This is a genomic window from Isoptericola sp. Y541 (genome assembly GCF_059445465.1).
Genome location: NZ_JCAIUJ010000005.1, coordinates 44676 through 62220 on the forward strand (window position 1 = coordinate 44676; position 17545 = coordinate 62220).

General features: G+C 72.2%; 19 protein-coding genes. 11 read left to right on the forward strand and 8 right to left on the reverse strand.

What is annotated here, in order from left to right:
- The first annotated feature begins 1 nt into the window (after position 1).
- Genes AC1C2V_RS12145 through AC1C2V_RS12155 form a run of 3 tightly spaced genes read left to right on the forward strand, consistent with a single transcriptional unit; the run spans position 2 to position 3097 of the window.
- A complete protein-coding gene (locus AC1C2V_RS12145) occupies positions 2–1318 on the forward strand; it encodes an alpha-glucosidase/alpha-galactosidase (protein WP_495389876.1) in 1317 nt (438 codons plus the stop codon).
- A complete protein-coding gene (locus AC1C2V_RS12150) occupies positions 1315–2166 on the forward strand; it encodes a class II fructose-bisphosphate aldolase (protein WP_495389877.1) in 852 nt (283 codons plus the stop codon). Before AC1C2V_RS12145 ends, AC1C2V_RS12150 begins: the two co-directional genes overlap by 4 nt.
- A gap of 34 nt (positions 2167–2200) precedes the next feature.
- The gene (locus AC1C2V_RS12155) at positions 2201–3097 is read left to right on the forward strand and encodes an endo alpha-1,4 polygalactosaminidase (RefSeq protein ID WP_495389878.1); all 897 of its coding nucleotides are present in this window, start codon (positions 2201–2203) and stop codon (positions 3095–3097) included.
- Between the two features lie 19 nt (positions 3098–3116).
- On the opposite strand, the gene AC1C2V_RS12160 is transcribed toward AC1C2V_RS12155, so the two are convergent.
- On the reverse strand, positions 3117–3500 hold the full coding sequence (locus tag AC1C2V_RS12160) for a MarR family winged helix-turn-helix transcriptional regulator (protein WP_495389879.1): 384 nt from the start codon (positions 3498–3500) through the stop codon (positions 3117–3119).
- Here AC1C2V_RS12160 and AC1C2V_RS12165 point away from each other — a divergent pair.
- The 5 genes from AC1C2V_RS12165 to AC1C2V_RS12185 all read left to right on the forward strand — a co-directional run bounded on the left by AC1C2V_RS12165 (position 3487) and on the right by AC1C2V_RS12185 (position 5518).
- Positions 3487–3915 (forward strand): cupin domain-containing protein, encoded by a 429-nt coding sequence (locus AC1C2V_RS12165; RefSeq protein ID WP_495389880.1) that lies wholly within the window; start codon positions 3487–3489, stop codon positions 3913–3915. The two genes, AC1C2V_RS12160 and AC1C2V_RS12165, sit on opposite strands and share 14 nt — an antisense overlap.
- Before the next feature lie 8 nt (positions 3916–3923).
- Entirely contained in the window at positions 3924–4124 is a 201-nt protein-coding gene (locus tag AC1C2V_RS12170) for a hypothetical protein (RefSeq protein ID WP_495389881.1), read from the forward strand.
- A complete protein-coding gene (locus AC1C2V_RS12175) occupies positions 4121–4483 on the forward strand; it encodes a type II toxin-antitoxin system death-on-curing family toxin (RefSeq protein WP_495389882.1) in 363 nt (120 codons plus the stop codon). Before AC1C2V_RS12170 ends, AC1C2V_RS12175 begins: the two co-directional genes overlap by 4 nt.
- Positions 4484–4549: 66 nt before the next feature.
- A complete protein-coding gene (locus AC1C2V_RS12180) occupies positions 4550–4768 on the forward strand; it encodes a hypothetical protein (protein ID WP_495389883.1) in 219 nt (72 codons plus the stop codon).
- 33 nt (positions 4769–4801) lie between these two features.
- The gene (locus AC1C2V_RS12185; protein WP_495389884.1) at positions 4802–5518 is read left to right on the forward strand and encodes an NADPH-dependent F420 reductase; all 717 of its coding nucleotides are present in this window, start codon (positions 4802–4804) and stop codon (positions 5516–5518) included.
- 195 nt (positions 5519–5713) lie between these two features.
- Here AC1C2V_RS12185 and AC1C2V_RS12190 read toward each other — a convergent pair whose 3' ends face one another.
- The 3 genes from AC1C2V_RS12190 to AC1C2V_RS12200 form a co-directional block, all read right to left on the reverse strand.
- Positions 5714–5917, reverse strand: a complete 204-nt coding sequence (locus AC1C2V_RS12190; protein WP_495389885.1) for a hypothetical protein — start codon at positions 5915–5917, stop codon at positions 5714–5716.
- A gap of 237 nt (positions 5918–6154) precedes the next feature.
- The gene (gene hrpA / locus AC1C2V_RS12195) at positions 6155–10801 is read right to left on the reverse strand and encodes an ATP-dependent RNA helicase HrpA (RefSeq protein WP_495389886.1); all 4647 of its coding nucleotides are present in this window, start codon (positions 10799–10801) and stop codon (positions 6155–6157) included.
- Between the two features lie 130 nt (positions 10802–10931).
- Positions 10932–11306 carry an ArsR/SmtB family transcription factor gene (locus tag AC1C2V_RS12200; protein ID WP_495389887.1) on the reverse strand — a complete coding sequence of 125 codons (375 nt, stop codon included), beginning with the start codon at positions 11304–11306 and terminating at the stop codon, positions 10932–10934.
- 83 nt (positions 11307–11389) lie between these two features.
- On the opposite strand from AC1C2V_RS12200, the gene AC1C2V_RS12205 reads away from it, so the two are divergent.
- Positions 11390–12808: an FAD-dependent oxidoreductase gene (locus AC1C2V_RS12205; protein ID WP_495389888.1), complete on the forward strand. Its 1419-nt coding sequence runs from the start codon at positions 11390–11392 to the stop codon at positions 12806–12808.
- Positions 12809–12886: 78 nt separating this feature from the next.
- On the opposite strand, the gene AC1C2V_RS12210 is transcribed toward AC1C2V_RS12205, so the two are convergent.
- The 4 genes from AC1C2V_RS12210 to AC1C2V_RS12225 are packed head-to-tail and all read right to left on the reverse strand — an operon-like array spanning position 12887 to position 15673.
- Positions 12887–13312, reverse strand: coding sequence for an arsenate reductase ArsC (locus AC1C2V_RS12210; protein WP_495389889.1), 426 nt, complete (start codon positions 13310–13312; stop codon positions 12887–12889).
- A 14-nt stretch (positions 13313–13326) separates the two neighbouring features.
- Positions 13327–14376, reverse strand: a complete 1050-nt coding sequence (locus AC1C2V_RS12215) for a metalloregulator ArsR/SmtB family transcription factor (RefSeq protein WP_495389890.1) — start codon at positions 14374–14376, stop codon at positions 13327–13329.
- Positions 14373–15494, reverse strand: coding sequence for an ACR3 family arsenite efflux transporter (gene arsB / locus AC1C2V_RS12220; RefSeq protein ID WP_495389891.1), 1122 nt, complete (start codon positions 15492–15494; stop codon positions 14373–14375). Before arsB ends, AC1C2V_RS12215 begins: the two co-directional genes overlap by 4 nt.
- Positions 15491–15673, reverse strand: a complete 183-nt coding sequence (locus AC1C2V_RS12225; protein ID WP_495389892.1) for a hypothetical protein — start codon at positions 15671–15673, stop codon at positions 15491–15493. Before AC1C2V_RS12225 ends, arsB begins: the two co-directional genes overlap by 4 nt.
- A gap of 207 nt (positions 15674–15880) precedes the next feature.
- On the opposite strand from AC1C2V_RS12225, the gene AC1C2V_RS12230 reads away from it, so the two are divergent.
- Positions 15881–16756 (forward strand): alpha/beta fold hydrolase, encoded by an 876-nt coding sequence (locus AC1C2V_RS12230; RefSeq protein ID WP_495389893.1) that lies wholly within the window; start codon positions 15881–15883, stop codon positions 16754–16756.
- Entirely contained in the window at positions 16753–17541 is a 789-nt protein-coding gene (locus tag AC1C2V_RS12235; protein WP_495389894.1) for a MerR family transcriptional regulator, read from the forward strand. Before AC1C2V_RS12230 ends, AC1C2V_RS12235 begins: the two co-directional genes overlap by 4 nt.
- Positions 17542–17545: the final 4 nt, after the last annotated feature.

Sequence of the window (17545 nt, forward strand, 5' to 3'; positions counted from 1 at the left end):
CATGGTCAGCATCGTGTTCATCGGCGCCGGGAGCGTCGTCTTCACCCGCCAGCTCGTCGCGGACATCCTGCGGTACCCCGAGCTCGTGGACGCCCGGCTCGTGCTGCACGACATCGACCCCGAGCGCCTGGAGGTGGCCGAGGCGACCGCCCGCCAGGTCGACCGGCAGCTCGGCGCCCGGGCCACCGTCGTCACGGCCGCCGACCGCCGCGAGGCGCTGGACGGCGCCGACTTCGTGATCGACATGATCCAGGTGGGCGGCGTCGACGCGACCCTCGCCGACCTCGAGATCCCCGCGCGCCACGGCCTGCGCCAGACGATCGGCGACACCACCGGCGTGGGCGGCATCTTCCGCGCGCTGCGCACGTTCCCCGTGCTCACGGGGCTCGCCGCGGACATGCTCGAGCTGTGCCCGGACGCGTGGCTGCTCAACTACACCAACCCGATGGCGATGAACGTGTGGTGGCTGTCCGTCGTCGCGCCGGAGCTCAAGGTCGCCGGGTTGTGCCACAGCGTCTACTGGACCGCGCACGACCTGGCCGAGCTGGTCGGCGTGCCCGTCGAGGAGACGCGGTACCGCGCGGCCGGCGTCAACCACCAGGCGTGGCTGCTCGAGTGGGAGCACCAGGGCCAGGACCTCTACCCGGTGCTGCGCGACCGCATCCGGTCCGAGCCCGAGCTCGAGCGCCGCGTGCGGGTCGAGATCTTCCGCCGCCTCGGGTACTACCCGACGGAGACCAGCGAGCACTCGTCCGAGTACCTGTCGTGGTTCCTGCGCTCCGACGCGCAGATCGAGCGCTACCGGCTGGAGCCGCTCGAGTACGTCGGCATCAGCCGCGAGAACCTCGCCGAGCTGGACCGGGCCAAGAAGACCCTCGCCGCGGGCGGGGACCTCGAGCTGGAGGAGGGCGCGAGCGAGTACGCGCCGCAGATCATCCACTCGCTCGTCACCGGCACCCGCCGCGAGGTGCACGTCAACGTGCCCAACCGCGGCCTGATCGACAACCTGCCGCAGGACGCCGTCGTCGAGGTGCCCGCCGTCGTGGACGGGAACGGCCTGGTGCCGGTGCCGATGGGGCAGCTGCCGGTGCAGTGCGCGGCGGTCAACCAGCCGTACGTGTCGGTGGGCCGGCTGACGGTCGAGGCCGCCCGCACCGGCGACCCCTTGCTCGTGCGGCAGGCCGCGCTCGTGGACCCCAACGCGTCGTCGACCCTGACACCCGAGCAGATCTGGGCCGTGTGCGACGAGCTCGTCGACGCGCACGGCGACCTGCTGCCCGAGGCCCTGCGCGCCCACGTCCCGGCGGGCGCGCTGTGACCCTCGCGGCCACCGGGTCCCTCGTCGCCGACGCCGCACGGGCCGGCGGCGCCGTGCTGGCCTTCAACGTCATCACGCTCGAGCACGCGGAGGGCATCGCCCTGGGCCTCGAGGCCGCGGGCCTGCCCGGCATCCTGCAGGTGAGCGAGAACGCGGTGCGCTTCCACGGCGGGCGGACGGCGCCACTGGTCGCGGCCTGCCGGGAGATCGCGGCGTCGGCGGGTGTGCCCGTCTCCGTGCACCTCGACCACGTGCAGGACGTGGAGCTCGCCCGCTCCGTCGTCGCGAGCGCCTGGCAGCTCGGCATCTCGTCGGTCATGGTCGACGCCGCGCACCTGGACTACGAGGCGAACGTGGCGACGACGGCCGAGCTTGCCGCGGCCGCCCACCGCACGTCGCTGTGGGTGGAGGCGGAGCTCGGGGCGATCGGCGGCAAGGACGGCGCGCACGCGCCCGGCGTGCGGACCGACCCCGACGAGGCTGCGTCGTTCGTCGCGCGCACCGGCGTCGACGGCCTCGCGGTCGCCGTGGGCAGCTCGCACGCCATGACGACGGCGACGGCGGAGCTCGACCTCGACCTGGTCGAGCGGCTCGCGGCGGGGGTCCCGGTGCCCCTGGTGCTGCACGGATCCTCGGGGGTGCCGGTGCCGACGCTCCGGGGCGCCGTCGCCGCGGGCATCCGTAAGATCAACGTCGGGACGGCGCTCAACGTCGGGTACACGGCGCAGGTGCGGCAGTTCCTCGACGCGAACGACACGGTCACCGACCCGCGCAGGTACCTCGACCCGGCGCGGGGCGCGGTGCGCGACGCCGTCGACCGGCTCTGCACCCAGGTCCTGCACGGATAGCGCCCGCGGGGCACCCGACGGAGGGAACGACGGCATGAAGCACGCGACGACCCTGGCCATCACGCTCGGGCTGGCCCTGTCGGCGGCGGCCTGCGGGGGCGCCCCCGGCACGAGCGGGTCCGATCCCGCGACGACGGCGCAGCAGGCGTCCCAGGCTTCCGTGGCGCTGCCGCCCACGAGCGGCGTCTTCGACTACCAGCTCGGCGGCGCGTACGACGAGGTCGGCACCGGCGACGACGCCGGGTCGGGCGAACCGGTGCCGATCGACGTCGTCGTGCGCGACGCGACCGCCGACCCGCTGCCCGGCGCGTACAACGTCTGCTACGTCAACGGGTTCCAGACGCAGCCGGACGACGCCGGCCTGTGGACGGGTGAGCACGAGGACCTGCTGCTGCACGACGCCGACGGCGAGCTCGTCATCGACCCGGAGTGGCCGGACGAGTACGTGCTCGACCCGTCGACCGAGGAGCAGCGCGCCGGGATCCTCGAGGTGCTCGGGCCGGTCGTGACCGGCTGCGCGGACGCCGGCTTCGACGCCGTGGAGATCGACAACCTCGACACGTGGACCCGGTTCGACGCGATCGACGAGGACGGGGCGCACGAGCTCGCCCGCGCGTACGTCGACCTCGCCCACGGGGCTGGGCTCGCGATCGCGCAGAAGAACGCCGCCGAGATCACGCAGGTCGCCAAGGACGAGCTCGGCTTCGACTTCGCCGTCACCGAGGAGTGCGGCGTGTGGTCCGAGTGCGCCGCGTACACGGACGTCTACGGCGACCACGTGCTGCAGATCGAGTACCCCGAGGCCCTCGAGGAGGCGGGCCTGACCTTCGACGACGTGTGCGCCCTCGACGACCGCGCGCCGCTCACCGTCCTGCGCGACGAGGAGCTCGTCGCCGCCGGCGAGGACGGGTACGTCTACGACGCCTGCTGACGTTCCGTGCGCCGCGGCATCAGCCGTCGGCGAGGTGGGCGATCAGCTTTCGGGTCACCCGGTCGAGGTCGGCGCGGTCCTTGCGCGTGAGCGCTGACACCGTCTCCTGCTGACCGGCGGTGTGCTTCGTGACCGCCTCGTCCGCCAGGCGCTTCCCCTCGGGGGTGAGCTCGACGTCGAGGCTGCGCCGGTCGTGGGAGCTCGGCACGCGGACGATGAGGCCGCGCTTCTCCAGCCGGTCCAGGCGCCCGGTCATCGTGCCAGTGGTCATGAGCAGCGCGCGGGCGAGGCTGGTGGGGGAGAGGCGGAACGGTTCCCCCGCGCGGCGGAGGGCGAACATGACGTCGCCGTCGCCGCGGTTCACGCCGTAGTCGGCGGCGAGCCGGTCCGTGTGGCCGTTCACCAGCTCCGCGCCCCGGGGCGAGCGGCCCCCGAAGCACGTGCACCCCCACCACGACGAGTCCTTCGCCGTGCTGTCGGGCGCCCTCCGGGTCGGGTTCGCCGACCGGGAGCAGGACTTCGTCGGGGGCGAGGAGTTCGTGGTCCCGCGCGGCACCGTGCACCACATGTGGAACCCGGGCGCCGAGCCCACCGTCGTGCGCTGGCTCAGCACCCCGGCCGGCCGCGTCGAGGCGTTCTTCACCGCCATGGACCGGCTGCACCGGGAGGGGCGCGCCGGCCTGGTCGGCCTCGCCGGCGTGCTGCACGTGTACCGCGACGTCATGCGCCCCGCGTCGCCGGTCACCCGCGCCGCGATCCGCGTTCTCGGCCCGCTCGTCCGCCGGAAGTCGGGTGATGGGCCCGCGGCGGAAGTATGATCACCGGTATGACTGCCGGCTCCGAGATGACCACGATCAAGGTGCCCGTCGCGCTGCGCGACCGGCTCCGCGCCCTGGCCGAGGAACAGCACGTCACGCAGGCCGAGGCGCTCGAGCGGCTGCTGGACGAGGCCTCCGACCCCCGCATCGAGCAGTACGTGTCGTCGGCATTCGAGCGCTGGGCGCCGGCGCTCGAGAAGCTCGCGTGACTCGCTACCCCACGCTCCGCGACGCCCTCGTCGTCGTCGAGCACGGGGCCTGGGTGGTGCGCGACATCGGCCTGCTCGACTCCGTCGTGCAACGCCCGCGGGCCGTCATGTACGGCACCGAGCTGTACCCGGGCCTGCACCTCAAGGCGGCTGCCCTGCTCGACTCCGCGAACAGGCTGCATCCGCTCGTCGACGGCAACAAGCGCCTCTCGCTGGTCCTCACCGACGTCTTCTTCGCCATGAACGGCCATCAGCTTGAGGCGGGTCAGGACGAGATGGTGGAGCTCATCCTGACCATCGCCTCGGAGCATCTGCCCCTCGAAGACATCGCGACCTGGCTCGCGGACCACACGCACTGAGTCGGCCTGCGTGACCCGAACGGCGTGGGAGGTGCGCTGCACCCGGGGCCGGACCACAATGCCCGAATGAAGAGCCAGGGCGAGCGGGACGCGCAGACCGTCACGATCGTGACGTCGGTGGTGGTCTTCGGCGTGACAACCGTCGGCCTCACGTTCGTGCTCGGCGCTCTGATCAGCGTCCTTGCCCCGGTCATGCAGGCCTGGTTGTACGACGTCGTCTGGGTGGCGAGCGTCGTTCTAGGCCTCGTGGCCGCGGCCCTGATCTCGCGGCGGCTTCGTCGCTGAGCCGGCCTTCAGGCACGTTGTACGGTCGGGTGCATGAGCACGCTGGGAATCGTCGGTAGTGGAAGCATCGGGTCTGCCGTAGCACGGCTGGCCGTCAAGGCGGGGATCCCCGTCGTGGTCGCCAACTCGCGCGGGCCGCAGACCCTAGCCGGCCTGATCGACGAGCTCGGCCCCCTCGCATCTGCCGGGACCGTGGACCAAGCCGCTGCCGCCGGTGACCACGTCGTGCTCGCGGTCCCGCTGACGGCGATCGAGGCACTGGACCCGCACCTGTTCGATGGCAAGGTTGTCCTGGACACGACGAACTACTACCCCTACCGCGATGGGCGTGTTGCACGCCTGGACAACGGCGAAGTTACCTGTGGCGAGCTCGTCCAGGAGCACTTCGCCGGAGCGCGCCTGGTCAAGGCGTTCAGCAACATCGTCGCCCCACACATCCCGCAGCTGGCTCGCCCGGCCACCGCCGACGACCGCACTGCCCTGCCGATCGCAGGCGACGACGACACGTCGAAGACCGAAGCTGCAGAATTGATCGACCAGCTGGGTTTCCTGACCGTGGACGCCGGCGCGCTGGCCGACGCGTGGCGGTTCGAGCCGGAGTCGGAGGCATACACCCAGATCTACCTGGCCGACCCGAGTACACCGCTGGAACAGTTGATGCAGGCTCCAGCAGGCCCCGTTTCCCCCTCGCGCCTGTCGCGCCATCTCATGGCGGCCACCCGCGTCAACGTCGCGGACCGGCAGTTCTGACCGCTGACCAACTCCCGATGTCTCCGGACTGGAACGCGGGCTGAAGAGCAGGGCGCTGGTCACCCTCGTGAGTAGGGCCATAAATCATCCGCCAAGCCCGCTCGCGACTCGGGCCGCCTGAGTGGGTACGCGACCGTGGCAAGCGAAAGGCCCGCTGACCGCATCTGCGGTCAGCGGGCCCTCGTTCTCACTGGGTCACGTGTTCTGCGGGGGCCTACCCGCTCGAGCCTGAGCCTGCCGGATGCGCTGTACTTCGAACCCTGCCCACGCGACGCCAAAGGCCAGGGGCACCCACGAGACGATCGAGTCGTAGATGTAGTGGCCGATGAACGAGCCGACCGCTAGACCGATGACGACGGACAGGAGGACGCGCATCCATGCGCGGCGGTCGAGGGTCATGACAGGCACTTTAAGGTCTTCCACTCAATCTGTCGGCCAGTTGCCGTCGAGCGGCCCGATGCCATGGGCGACCGCGATCTGGACACACTTGCCACTGGCGGCGTCGTCGTCCTGCGCCATTGCGCTGGGCGCACCGGCCGCCACCATCGCTGCGGCGGGGTTCTCAACCTCCCAGATCCGAAAAGGAAGAGGAGTGTGCTGGTCACCCTGGTGACGGCGAGCCTTCACCAGGAATGATCACCAGCCGCTGGGGCTGAGGATCTTGCGGATGCGCTTCTCGCTGACGGCGCCGTCGGTGCCGAGCTGCTGGGCGAACAGCGAGACGCGCAACTCCTCGATCAGCCAGCGCACGTCGGCGAGCTCGGCGGCGCGGGCAGGGTCGGCGGGCCCGGCGGCGTAGGCAGCGCGGGCCTTGTCGTAGGCCTCGACGACGTCGTGGACGCGCCAGGCCAGCTCGGCGTCGCGCGCGGGGTTGGTCTGCGCCTTGTCCAGGCGGTAGGACGCGGCGCGCAGGTAGCGCACCAGGTGCGGCACGCGCCGCGGCGGCGTCTGGGAGATGAAGCCGTCGTGGATCAGCCCGGCCACGTGGTCGCGGATGTCCTGCAGCGTGTTGAGCAGCGCGAGCGACGACGACGAGCGGACCTCGCCCTCGACTGTGCGCCACGCGGTCAGCGCGGCGACGACGTGCCCGACGATCCGGTGCACCTCGTCCTCCAGGTGCCGCCGCACGAACGCGACGGCCGCCGCGTACGCCTCGGCGTCCCGGATCCTCGCGGCATCGATGGTTGAGCCAGCGCCGTCCTGAGCCTGTCGAAGGGTCGAAACCCCGGCCGGAGTGCCCGGCGCCTTCTCGCCGTCCGGGCTGGTCAGCGCGATCACGGCCGCGAGCTGCAGGTCGGCCACCAGGGCCTCGGTATTCCGGTACGGCGCGGCGGCGAGCGTCAGCGACTGCGACGACGTCCACCGCGACGTGATGCGCCCCGTCTGCAGCGCCGCTTCGGACAGCAGCAGCCGCCGTACCCCGCGCGCGTGCCGGGCGTCCCGACCGGCGACGTCGGCCAGCACGCGCAGCGCCACGCTCGGCTTCCGCTTCGCGTCCTCCTCCTCGACCAGGGCCGGGTAGCCGCGCACGACGACGCCGCCCCCGAGGTCTGTCGACACCGAGTCGGGCAGGGCGCCGTCCGCCAGACCCGAGGGCCAGGTCGTCAGCCCGGACCGCTCCGCCACCACGGCCATCCCGCCGGTTGAGCCTGCCGAACCCCGGGTCTCGACACGCGGGTCCTGAGCCTGTCGAAGGGCGACCGACGAAGCGGGTTCGACCGACGATGTGGTTTCGACAGGCTCAACCAACGACACGCGACGGGCCTCCTCGAGGGCCAGGCCGACGGCGCCCTTCACAGCAGCCCGGACAGCCGCCTCGGACCGCGACGCGAGCCGCCTCTGCAGCGCGAGCAGGTCCTTGGACTCGTCGACGGCGATCGGTGCGGCGGGCTGCTTGCGCTTGCGGTCCTTGCTCGTGCGCTTCGTGGTCTCGACAGGCTCGACCGACGAGTTGTCCTCGACGCGGAAGGTCATGCGCAGGTGGGCGGGCAGGCGCTCGGTGCGTTCGGCGTCCCACACGTCGTCGGGGATGTCGACGTCGCGCAGGGCGCGCACGGCGCGCGTGAACTCCACGTGGAACGGCGAGGCCATGTCGCCGGCGCGGGTCATGTCGTCCCACGACGGCGTGTTCGCGCGCAGCCAGTCGGCGACGGCGTGCCCGACGTCGGGCGCGGGCACGAGCTGCACGCGCACGGCCTTGGGCAGGGAGCGGATGGTCGCGACGCACAGCTCGTCGAGCAGGCCGGGCACCATCCAGTCGAAGCCCTCGGGGGCGACGCGGTTGAGGATCGACAGCGGGATGTGCACGGTGACGCCGTCGGCGGCGCTGCCGGGGGAGAACTGATAGGTCAGCGGCAGGGTGACCTCGCCCTGGGTCCACGTCTCGGGGAACGCGTCGGTGTCCACGGAGTCGGCGTCGACGAGCTGGTCGAGCGTGAACGTGAGCAGATCGGGCGTCTCGCGCTGCGCCTGCTTCCACCAGCCGTCGAAGTGGGCGGCGCTGACGACGGACGCGGGCACGCGCTCGTCGTAGAACGCGAACAGGTCGTCCTCGGAGGCGACGAGGCCACGCCGACGCGAGCGCGCCTCGAGCTCCTCCGCCTCGGCGAGGAGGCGCCGGTTCTCGGCGAAGAATCGGTGGTGGGTGGTCCACTGCCCCTCGACGAGCGCGTGCCGCACGAACATCTCGCGCGCGGCCTCGGCGTCGATCTTGGCGAAGAGCACGGGGCGGTCGGCGACGATCGGCACCCCGTACAGCAGCACCTTCTCGGTGGCCATGGCCGCGCCCTGCTTGGTGGACCAGTGCGGGTCGGAGTAGGTGTGCTTGGCGAGCGGACCCGCGAGCTCCTCGGCCCACTCGGGCTGGATGCGCGCGACGTCGCGCGCCCACAGCCGGGAGGTCTCGACGAGCTCTCCGGCCATGATCCACTCCGGCGGCTTCTTGCTCAGCGGCGAGCCGGGGAAGATGGCGAACCGCGCGCCGCGGGCGCCCAGGTACTCGTTGCGCGCGCGCTTCGCCGCCTGCCGCAGCGCGCGGGCGCGGGCCTCGCCGCGCAGGTGTGCCACCGACGACGCCTTGATCTCGCCGGCCTCCTGCATGCCGATCTGGCTGAGCAGCCCGGCCAGCAGCGACTGGTGGATGGTGTCGCCGTCCCAGTCGTGCTTGAGGTCGGTGTCGCTGGTTTCGACAGGCTCAACCGGCGAACCACCACTGGTCTCGACAAGCTCGACCGACGAGGACACCCGGGGCTTGAACGACATGTCGATGCCGAGCGGCTTGCTCATCTCGCGCAGCTGGGACACGACGTCCTGCCACTCACGGATGCGCAGGAAGTTGAGGTACTCCGCCTTGCACATCCGTCGGAACGCGGACGAGCCCATCTCGTGCTGCTGCTCGCGCACGTACTCCCACAGGTTGAGGTACGTGAGGAAGTCGGAGCGGGGGTCGGTGAACCGGGCGTGCAGCTGGTCGGCCTGGGCGCGGGTCTCGGTGGGGCGCTCGCGCGGGTCCTGGATGGACAGGACGGCGGCGATGATCGCGACCTCGCGCGCGACGCCGCGCTTGGCGCCCTCGACGATCATGCGCGCCAGGCGCGGGTCCATCGGGAGCTGCGCGAGGGTGCGACCGACGTCGGTGAGGCGGGTGGCGCCGTCGCGCGTCTCGAGGGCGCCGAGCTCGGTGAGGAGCTGGACGCCGTCGCGCACGGCGCGTGTGTCCGGGGGCTCGACGAACGGGAAGCGCGCGACGTCGTCGGGGGTCTTCACGACGCCGACGGAGATCATCTGCAGCAGCACGGACGCGAGCGACGTGCGCAGGATCTCGGGCTCGGTGAACTCGGGGCGGCTCTCGAAGTCCTCCTGCGAGTAGAGGCGGATCGCGACGCCGTCCGCGACGCGGCCCGAGCGCCCGGAGCGCTGGTTGGCGCTCGCCTGGCTGATCGGCTCGATCGGGAGCCGCTGCACCTTGGTCGCCTTGGAGTAGCGCGAGATGCGGGCGGTGCCCGGGTCGACGACGTAATGGATGCCCGGCACGGTCAGCGACGTCTCGGCGACGTTGGTCGAGAGCACGATCCGCCGGCCCGGGTGGGACTGGAATACGCGGTGCTGCTCGGCCGCGGACAGCCGCGAGTACAACGGCAGGATCTCCACGTGCTGCGGGTGCTTCGGGTCGCGGACCCGCTCCTTGAGGTGTCCCTCGAGCGCGTCGGCGGCGTCGTGGATCTCCCGCTCGCCCGACAGGAACACGAGGATGTCGCCTGGGCCCTCGCGCATCAGCTCGTCGCAGGCCTCGACGATGCCGGTGACGAGGTCCTTCTCCCCGCCGCCGGTCGAGCCTGTCGAGACCTTCCTCTTCGCTCCCTGGGTTTCGACAGGCTCAACCAGCGGGCGCCAGCGGATCTCGACCGGATAGGTGCGCCCGGTGACCTCGACGACGGGCGCCAACTCGCGGTCGCTCTGGTCCTGCGCTCCGCTCCCGGCGGATGCCTCGCTGCGCTCGGCCTCCACCGTCCGCTCTGCCCCGGCCCAACGCTCCAAGGACGCAGGCGAGAAGTGCGCCGCGAACCGCTCGGAGTCGATGGTCGCGGAGGTGATGATGACCTTGAGGTCCGGCCGGCGCGGCAGCAGGCGGGACAGGTAGCCGAGCAGGAAGTCGATGTTGAGCGACCGCTCGTGCGCCTCGTCGATGATGATCGTGTCGTAGGCGAGCAGTTCCGGGTCCCGCTGGATCTGGGCCAGCAGGATGCCGTCGGTCATGACCTTGACCAGCGTCTCCTCGGACGACGTGTCCGTGAAGCGCACCTGGTAGCCGACGATGCCGCCCAGCTCGGTGCCGAGCTCCTCCGCGACGCGCTCGGCGACGCTGCGCGCCGCGATCCGGCGGGGCTGCGTGTGCCCGATCTGGCCCTTCCGGCCGCGGCCGAGCTCCAGCAGGATCTTCGGCAGCTGCGTCGTCTTGCCCGAGCCGGTCTCGCCCGCGAGGATGACGACCTGGTGGTCGCGGATCGCGGCGGCGATGTCCTCCCGGCGCGCCGAGACCGGCAGCTGCTCGGGGTAGACGATGGGCGGCACCTCGACGGCGGCGCGGCGCGCGGCCGCCTTCGCGAGCTGCTCGCGGCTGACGCGGCGCGGGCCCTGCTGCCGGGCGGAGGGACGGCCGCTCGACCGGCCGCTCGACTGGCCCGAACCGGAGGCATTGCCGCGCCCACGACCCCGTCGGCGGGGTCGGCGCGCACCGCCGTCGTCCGACGACGGCTGCGGGGCGGGGCTGGGCTCGGTGCTCACGACGTCCTATTCTCTCAAGCACCGCAAGGTGATTGGTTCGGCCCGGGGCTACCGGCCGCGCGGGAGCGGCGAGGACACGATCAACCAGGACGTGTCAGGCCGGAACCGGACAGCCTCGACGCGGTTCGGACTAGGCGCCGAACCGCGTCGCTGCCGACAGCGACCCGATCAGGCCGGCGAGGGCGCCGGGTGCGAGGGAGTAGTAGGCCCAGCGGCCGCGCTGCTCGCGCTCGAGCAGGCCCGCCTCGACGAGGATCTTGAGGTGGTGGCTGACGGTCGGCTGGGACAGGCCGACGGGCTCGGTGAGGTCGCAGACGCAGGCCTCGGTGCCGGGCTGGGTGGCGACGATCGCCAGCAGCTGGACGCGGTTCGGGTCGGCGAGGGCCTTGAACGACCGGGCCAGCTCCCGCGCGACCTCGGGCTCGACCGCCTGGGTGAGCGCGGGCGCGCAGCAGCCGCCGTCCGCGACGGGGGCGGCGAGAGGCAGGGGCACGGTCGTGGTCATGGCCTCATTCTCGCATATATTGACAACTGTCGATGGGTGCCCCAGTATCGGCGTATCGATGATTCTCGATGTGAGGAGTGGTGATGAGCGAGGTTGCTCGGGACGAGATGCCGGTGGTCGTGATCGGCGCGGGCCCGGTGGGTCTGGCGGCAGCGGCGCACCTGCTGGAGCGTGGGCTGGAACCGCTGGTGCTGGAGGCCGGGACGGACGCCGGTGCGGCGATCGCGTCGTGGGGGCACGTGCGCCTCTTCTCGCCGTGGCGGTACGACGTCGATGCGGCGGCGCGGCGCCTGCTCGAGCCCACGGGCTGGACCGAGCCTGACCTGGACGCGTTGCCGACCGGCCACGAGCTCGTGCGCGACTACCTCGCACCGCTGGCCGCGACCGGGGAGATCTCGTCGCGGCTGCGTACGGGGACGCGCGTCCTCGCCGTGGCGCGAGACGGGGCGGACAAGACGCGCTCGCTCGGCCGTGAGCGGCGCGGCTTCCGGGTCCGCACCCTGGACGACGAAGGCCGGGTCGCCGACATCCTCGCCCGCGCCGTGATCGACGCCTCCGGGACGTACGACACCTCCAACCCGCTCGGGGTCTCCGGCCTACCGGCCGCGGGCGAGGCCGAGGCGGCGCCGTTCGTGACCGGCCCGCTGCCGGACGTGCTGGGCGCCGCCCGCGACCGGTTCGCCGGGAAGCACACGCTGGTGGTGGGCATGGGGCACTCCGCGGCGAACACCCTGCTGAGCCTGGTCGCGCTCGCGGAGACCACGCCGGGTACGACCGTCACCTGGGCGATCCGCGGCGGGTCCGCACGGCGGCTGTTCGGCGGCGGCACCGACGACGAGCTGCCCGCCCGCGGGCTGCTGGGCACGCGCCTCAAGGAGGCCGTCGATGCCGGGCGGCTGCGCCTGCTGACCCGGGTGTCGATCGAGCAGCTGGTGCCGGGTGAGGGCTCGGTGCAGGTGCTCGGCACGGCCAAGGACGAGCCGCTGACGCTGGACGTGCACGCGATCGTGAACGCCACCGGCTTCCGCCCCGACCTGGGCATGCTGCGGGAGGTGCGGCTCGACCTCGACCCCGTGGTCGAGGCGCCGAGCGCGCTGGCGCCGCTGATCGACCCGAACCAGCACTCCTGCGGCACCGTGCCGCCGCACGGCGAGGCCGTGCTCGCCCACCCGGACGACGGCTTCTACCTGGCGGGCATGAAGTCCTACGGTCGGGCGCCGACGTTCCTGCTCGCGACCGGCTATGAGCAGGTGCGGTCTGTCGCCGCTGCGCTGGCGGGAGACAGGGTGGGTGCCGACGCGGTCGAGCTCAACCTGCCGGCCACCGGGGTGTGCTCCAGCGACCTCGCCCTGGAGGCGGACGGCGAGGCCGCGGCCGGGTCGTGCTGCGGGAGCGCCCCCGCAGAACCGCAGCTCGTCACCCTCGGGGTCGGCGCCCCCGCCGGGATCGGGTTCGCCTCCGGCGTCGTGCACGGACGCTCGGGCGACGGCGACGAGGGCTGAGCCGGTTCGTCGGTCGAGCCTGTCGAGACCCGAACCGGGTTTCGACAGGCTCAACCAGCAGGTTCGGTTACGACAAGCTCAACCTGCGGTGACGGGATCGACGCCGAGGGACGCGAGCAGCTCGCGCACGCGCCGCTCGATGTCGTCGCGGATGGGGCGCACGGCGTCGAGTCCCTGGCCGGCGGGGTCGTCGAGCTGCCAGTCCTCGTAGCGCTTGCCGGGGAAGATCGGGCAGGCGTCGCCGCAGCCCATGGTGATGACGACGTCCGAGGCCTGCACGGCGTCCGTGGTGAGGACCTTGGGCTGCTCGGCGGTGATGTCGATGCCTGCCTCGGCCATCGCCTCGACGGCGACGGGGTTGATGCGGTCGGCGGGCATCGAGCCGGCGGACCGGACCTCGACGGCGCCGCCGGACAGCGCGTGCAGGAAGCCCGCGGCCATCTGGGAGCGGCCGGCGTTGTGGACGCAGACGAACAGCGCGGACGGCGCGGTGGTGTCGGTCATGAGAATCTCCGTCGTCAGGGCGTGGGCAGGTCGAGGTCGGGCAGCAGGCCGGTGAGCAGGGCGCGTACTCGGGTGTCGAGCTCGGCGCGGATGGCGGCGACCCCGGCGGGCGAGGCGAGGGCGGGGTCACCGACGAGCCAGTCCTCGTACCGCTTGCCGGGCAGGATCGGGCACACGTCGCCGCAGCCCATGGTGATCACGACGTCGGCGGCGCGGACGGCGTCGTCCGTCAGCGGCTTGGGGAACGGCTCGACGGCTCCGAGTGCGACCAGCTCGGGGCGCACGGCGGGGTGGACGTCGCCGGCCGGGGTGGACCCGGCGGAGCGGACCGTCACCCGGTCGCCGGCGTAGTGGCGCACGAGCGCGGCGGCGAGCTGGGAGCGGCCCGCGTTGCCGACGCACACGAACAGCACCTGGGGTGCGGTCACGGGACCGGTGCCGGCACTCCGGGTCGCCTCGCGGGCCAGGTCGGCGAGGCGCTGGCGGGCGAACCGTTCGGCGAGGGTGAGCAGGTGGGCGGAGACCTTGGCCGACCGGGCCAGGGCGGTGTACGACTCGCGCACGGTGCGCAGCACCGTGTCGGGAGCCAGGTCCGGATGCGTGGCGGCGAGGTCGGCGGCGAGGTGGTCGAGCGCGGCGTCGGCGTCCTCGAGCCCGGACAGCTGCGGGTGCTCGCCCAGGGCATTCAGGGATGCCGGGGCGAACGACTCGAGCAGGGTGCTGATCGCAGCCTTGAAGCCGGGGGTGATGCGGTACCAGACCCAGGTGCCGCGCCGCTCGGAGGCGAGCACGCCGACATCGCGCAGCACCTTGAGGTGATGGGAGACGGTCGGCTGGGAGACGTCGGTCAGCTCGGCCAGGTCGCACACGCACGCCTCACCGGCCGGGGCGGTGGCGATGAACGACAGCATGCGTAGCCGCAGCGGCTCGGCCAGTGCCTTGAGCGTGGTCGCGACCATGCTCGCAGCCTCGGTGCCGATCGCGTGCGCCTCGATCCGCGGCCCGCAGTCGGGGTCGCGCACCGCCAGCGGCAGGGCCGCGCCGGTCGTCTCGGTGGTGGTCATGACCTCACCTCGTCCAGCTCGCGAGGGACGCCGCCGGCCGAGCCGGTGGCGTAGGGGTCGACGGCGAACCAGCGCCGTGCGACCCACAGGGACACGTAGACCAGGCCCACCAGCACGGGGACCTCGATGAGCGGCCCGACCACGCCCGCAAGCGCCTGCCCGGACGTGGCGCCGAAGGTGCCGATGGCTACGGCAATGGCGAGCTCGAAGTTGTTGCCCGCCGCGGTGAAGGCCAGCGTCGTCGTGCGGGCGTACCCCAGGCGCAACGCCCGCCCCGCGACCATCCCGAGGCCCCACATGACGGCGAAGTAGACCAGCAGCGGCAGCGCGATGCGGGCGACGTCGAGCGGGTTCGAGGTCACGGCCTCGCCCTGCAGGGCGAAGAGCAGCACGATCGTGAACAGCAGCCCGTACAGCGCCCACGGCCCGATCCGGGGGACGAACTTCTCCTCGTACCAGTCGCGGCCCCTGGCGCGCTCCCCGACCCAGCGGGAGGCGAAGCCCGCGACGAGCGGGATGCCGAGGAAGACGAGCACGTTGAGCGCGATCTGCCCGATCGAGATGTCCAGGCCCTGGGTGTCGAGGCCGAGCCAGCCGGGCAGCACGGTCAGGTAGAAGTAGCCCAGCAGCGAGAAGGCGACGACCTGGAACACGGAGTTGATCGCCACCAGGACGGTGGCGGCCTCCCGGTCCCCGCACGCCAGGTCGTTCCAGATCACGACCATCGCGATGCAGCGCGCCAGGCCGACGATGATCAGGCCGGTGCGGTACTCGGGCAGGTCCGGCAGGAACGTCCAGGCCAGGGCGAACATCAGGGCCGGCCCGACGAACCAGTTCAGCAGCAGCGAGCTGACCAACAACTTCTTGTCCCCGGTGACGGCAGCAACCTTGTCGTAGCGGACCTTTGCCAGTACCGGGTACATCATCACCAGCAGGCCGAGCGCGATCGGCACCGAGATGCCGCCGACCTCCATCGACGCCAACACCTCCGACAGTGCGGGGACGAAGCGTCCCAGGACGAGTCCGGCGACCATCGCCAGCCCGATCCACACCGGCAGCCAGCGGTCGAGCGTGGACAGCCGCCGCGAGGTGGCCTGCGCGGTCGAGGACTCGCTCATCGGACCTCCTCCAGCGCCACGGGGAGACCGTCAGGGTTGGGCGCGGTGGGCGCGCCCTCGAGAGCGGCCGGGCTCTCGACGTCGATGAAGGCACTGCGGTACGACTGGGCGTCGAGGGCGGTATAGCCGGCGGGACCCGAACCGACGATGACGACCTCATGAACCTGCTGTATCGACATGCTTCTATATTGACACAGATCGATGCCGATCGGCGCCCTGCTTGATCCGCCGGACTCTGAGCGCCGCTGGGCGGCCGCGCCGAGGCTTGGGGAGATCGATCCAGTCATCGTCGGGTTGCCGGGCGCGGCCCCTGTAGACCCGGCCCCCGCGGGCGGTTGTGGCAATGGTGTTGACCTTGACCCAAGGTCAGGGTGAACGGTGATCGCATGAGCACCCAGAACCTGACAGATGAGGGCCGGAACTCCATGGGCCCGTCCCGTTCCGCGTGGACCGGCATGGTCCCGATCGACGACACGGCCCTGGCCGTCACGGACTCCGGCGGCCCCGGCATCCCCGTGGTCTACCTCAACGGCTCGTACGCCTCGCAGCGGCACTGGCGGCGGGTCGTCGCCGACCTCGGCCCCGGCTTCCGCCACATCACCTTCGACGAGCGGGCCCGAGGCCGGTCGAAGGGAGCGGCCGACTACTCGTTCGAGGCGTGCGTCCGCGACATCGACGCGGTGCTCGCGGCGCGGGGCGTGGAGCGGCCGCTGCTGGTGGGCTGGTCGTACGGGGCACTCCTGGGGGTGCACTGGGCCAGCCGGAACCCGGACCGCGCCGCGGGTGTGATCGGCGTCGACGGCCCGTACCCGGTCGGCTGGACCGACGAGGCCGGCCACGACGAGATCCGGAAGGTGTTCACGCGGATGAAGCCGATGATGCCGGTGGCCCGCCCGCTCGGCCTGGCCGCCCGGTTCTCCGCCGAGATGCACGCGGAGCTCGCCATCGAGTCCCACCTGCTCCACGCCGCGCTCGAGCCGCTCCTCGTGGGGCTGACCGTGCCGGTGCGCTACGTCGTCGCCTCCGGGGAGGCGGTGGGCAGCCGCGACGACCTGCAGGAGCAGATGCGCGCGACCCTCGACCCGCTGCTGGCCCGCAACGCGAACCTCGCCGTGAGCGCCAAGGTCGCGAGCAACCACGGCTCGATCCTGCGCAAGGACTCGCCGGCCGTCGCCGAGGCCGTCCGCGAGGTCGCCTCTCGGTTGACCGGCACGTCGACCGGCACGTCGACCGGCACGTCGACCGGCACAGTGAACACATGACCCACACCACCCGCGGGCTCACGATCGGCCTGGCCGCGGCCTTCGTCGGCGTCACGGTGAAGACCGTGCGGCACTACCACCGGCACGGGCTCGTCGACGAACCGGGCCGCGACGGCTCCGGTTACCGGCGATACGGGTCGGACGACCTGCTACGCCTGGTCCAGGTCCGGACACTGGCGACCGCCGGCGTGCCGCTGGCCGAGATCGCGCCCATGCTCGACGCCGACCCCGAGCGGTTCGCTGCCGCCCTCGACGACGTCGAGCAGCGCCTCTCCGACCGGATCGACGACCTGGTCGTGCGTCGCGACAACCTGCACCGGCTGGTCGACGATCGGGCACTGCTCCCCGACCGGGCGTGCGCGGTCCTCGACCGGCTGCCGGGGCTCGGCTTCGGCCCCGAGTACGTCGCCGCCCAGCGGGAAGCCCTGGTGCTCACCCGTGCCCTGATCCCCGAGGGCTTCGACGGCTTCCTCACCCAGCTCGAGCTCCGGCTCGACGATGCCCGGTTCGTCGAGCTGACCCGGCGCAGCATGGAGGCCGAGGCCTGGGCGCCGGACGACCCGAGGATCGAGGAGCTCGCGGCCGCGATGGCCGACCATTTCCTCGCCCACCCCGCTCTGCTGGGGGATCCGCGGGCCCAGCCGATGCAGGCGTGGTCCCGCGCCTCCGCCCGGTACCAGGTGATCAACAACCATCGCGAGCACCAGGCCCCGATCGCGGCCCGGCTGACCGCGCTCACGGAGGCACGGCTCCGCACCGCCGGCGTGCCCGTGCCGGAGCGCTGAGCGG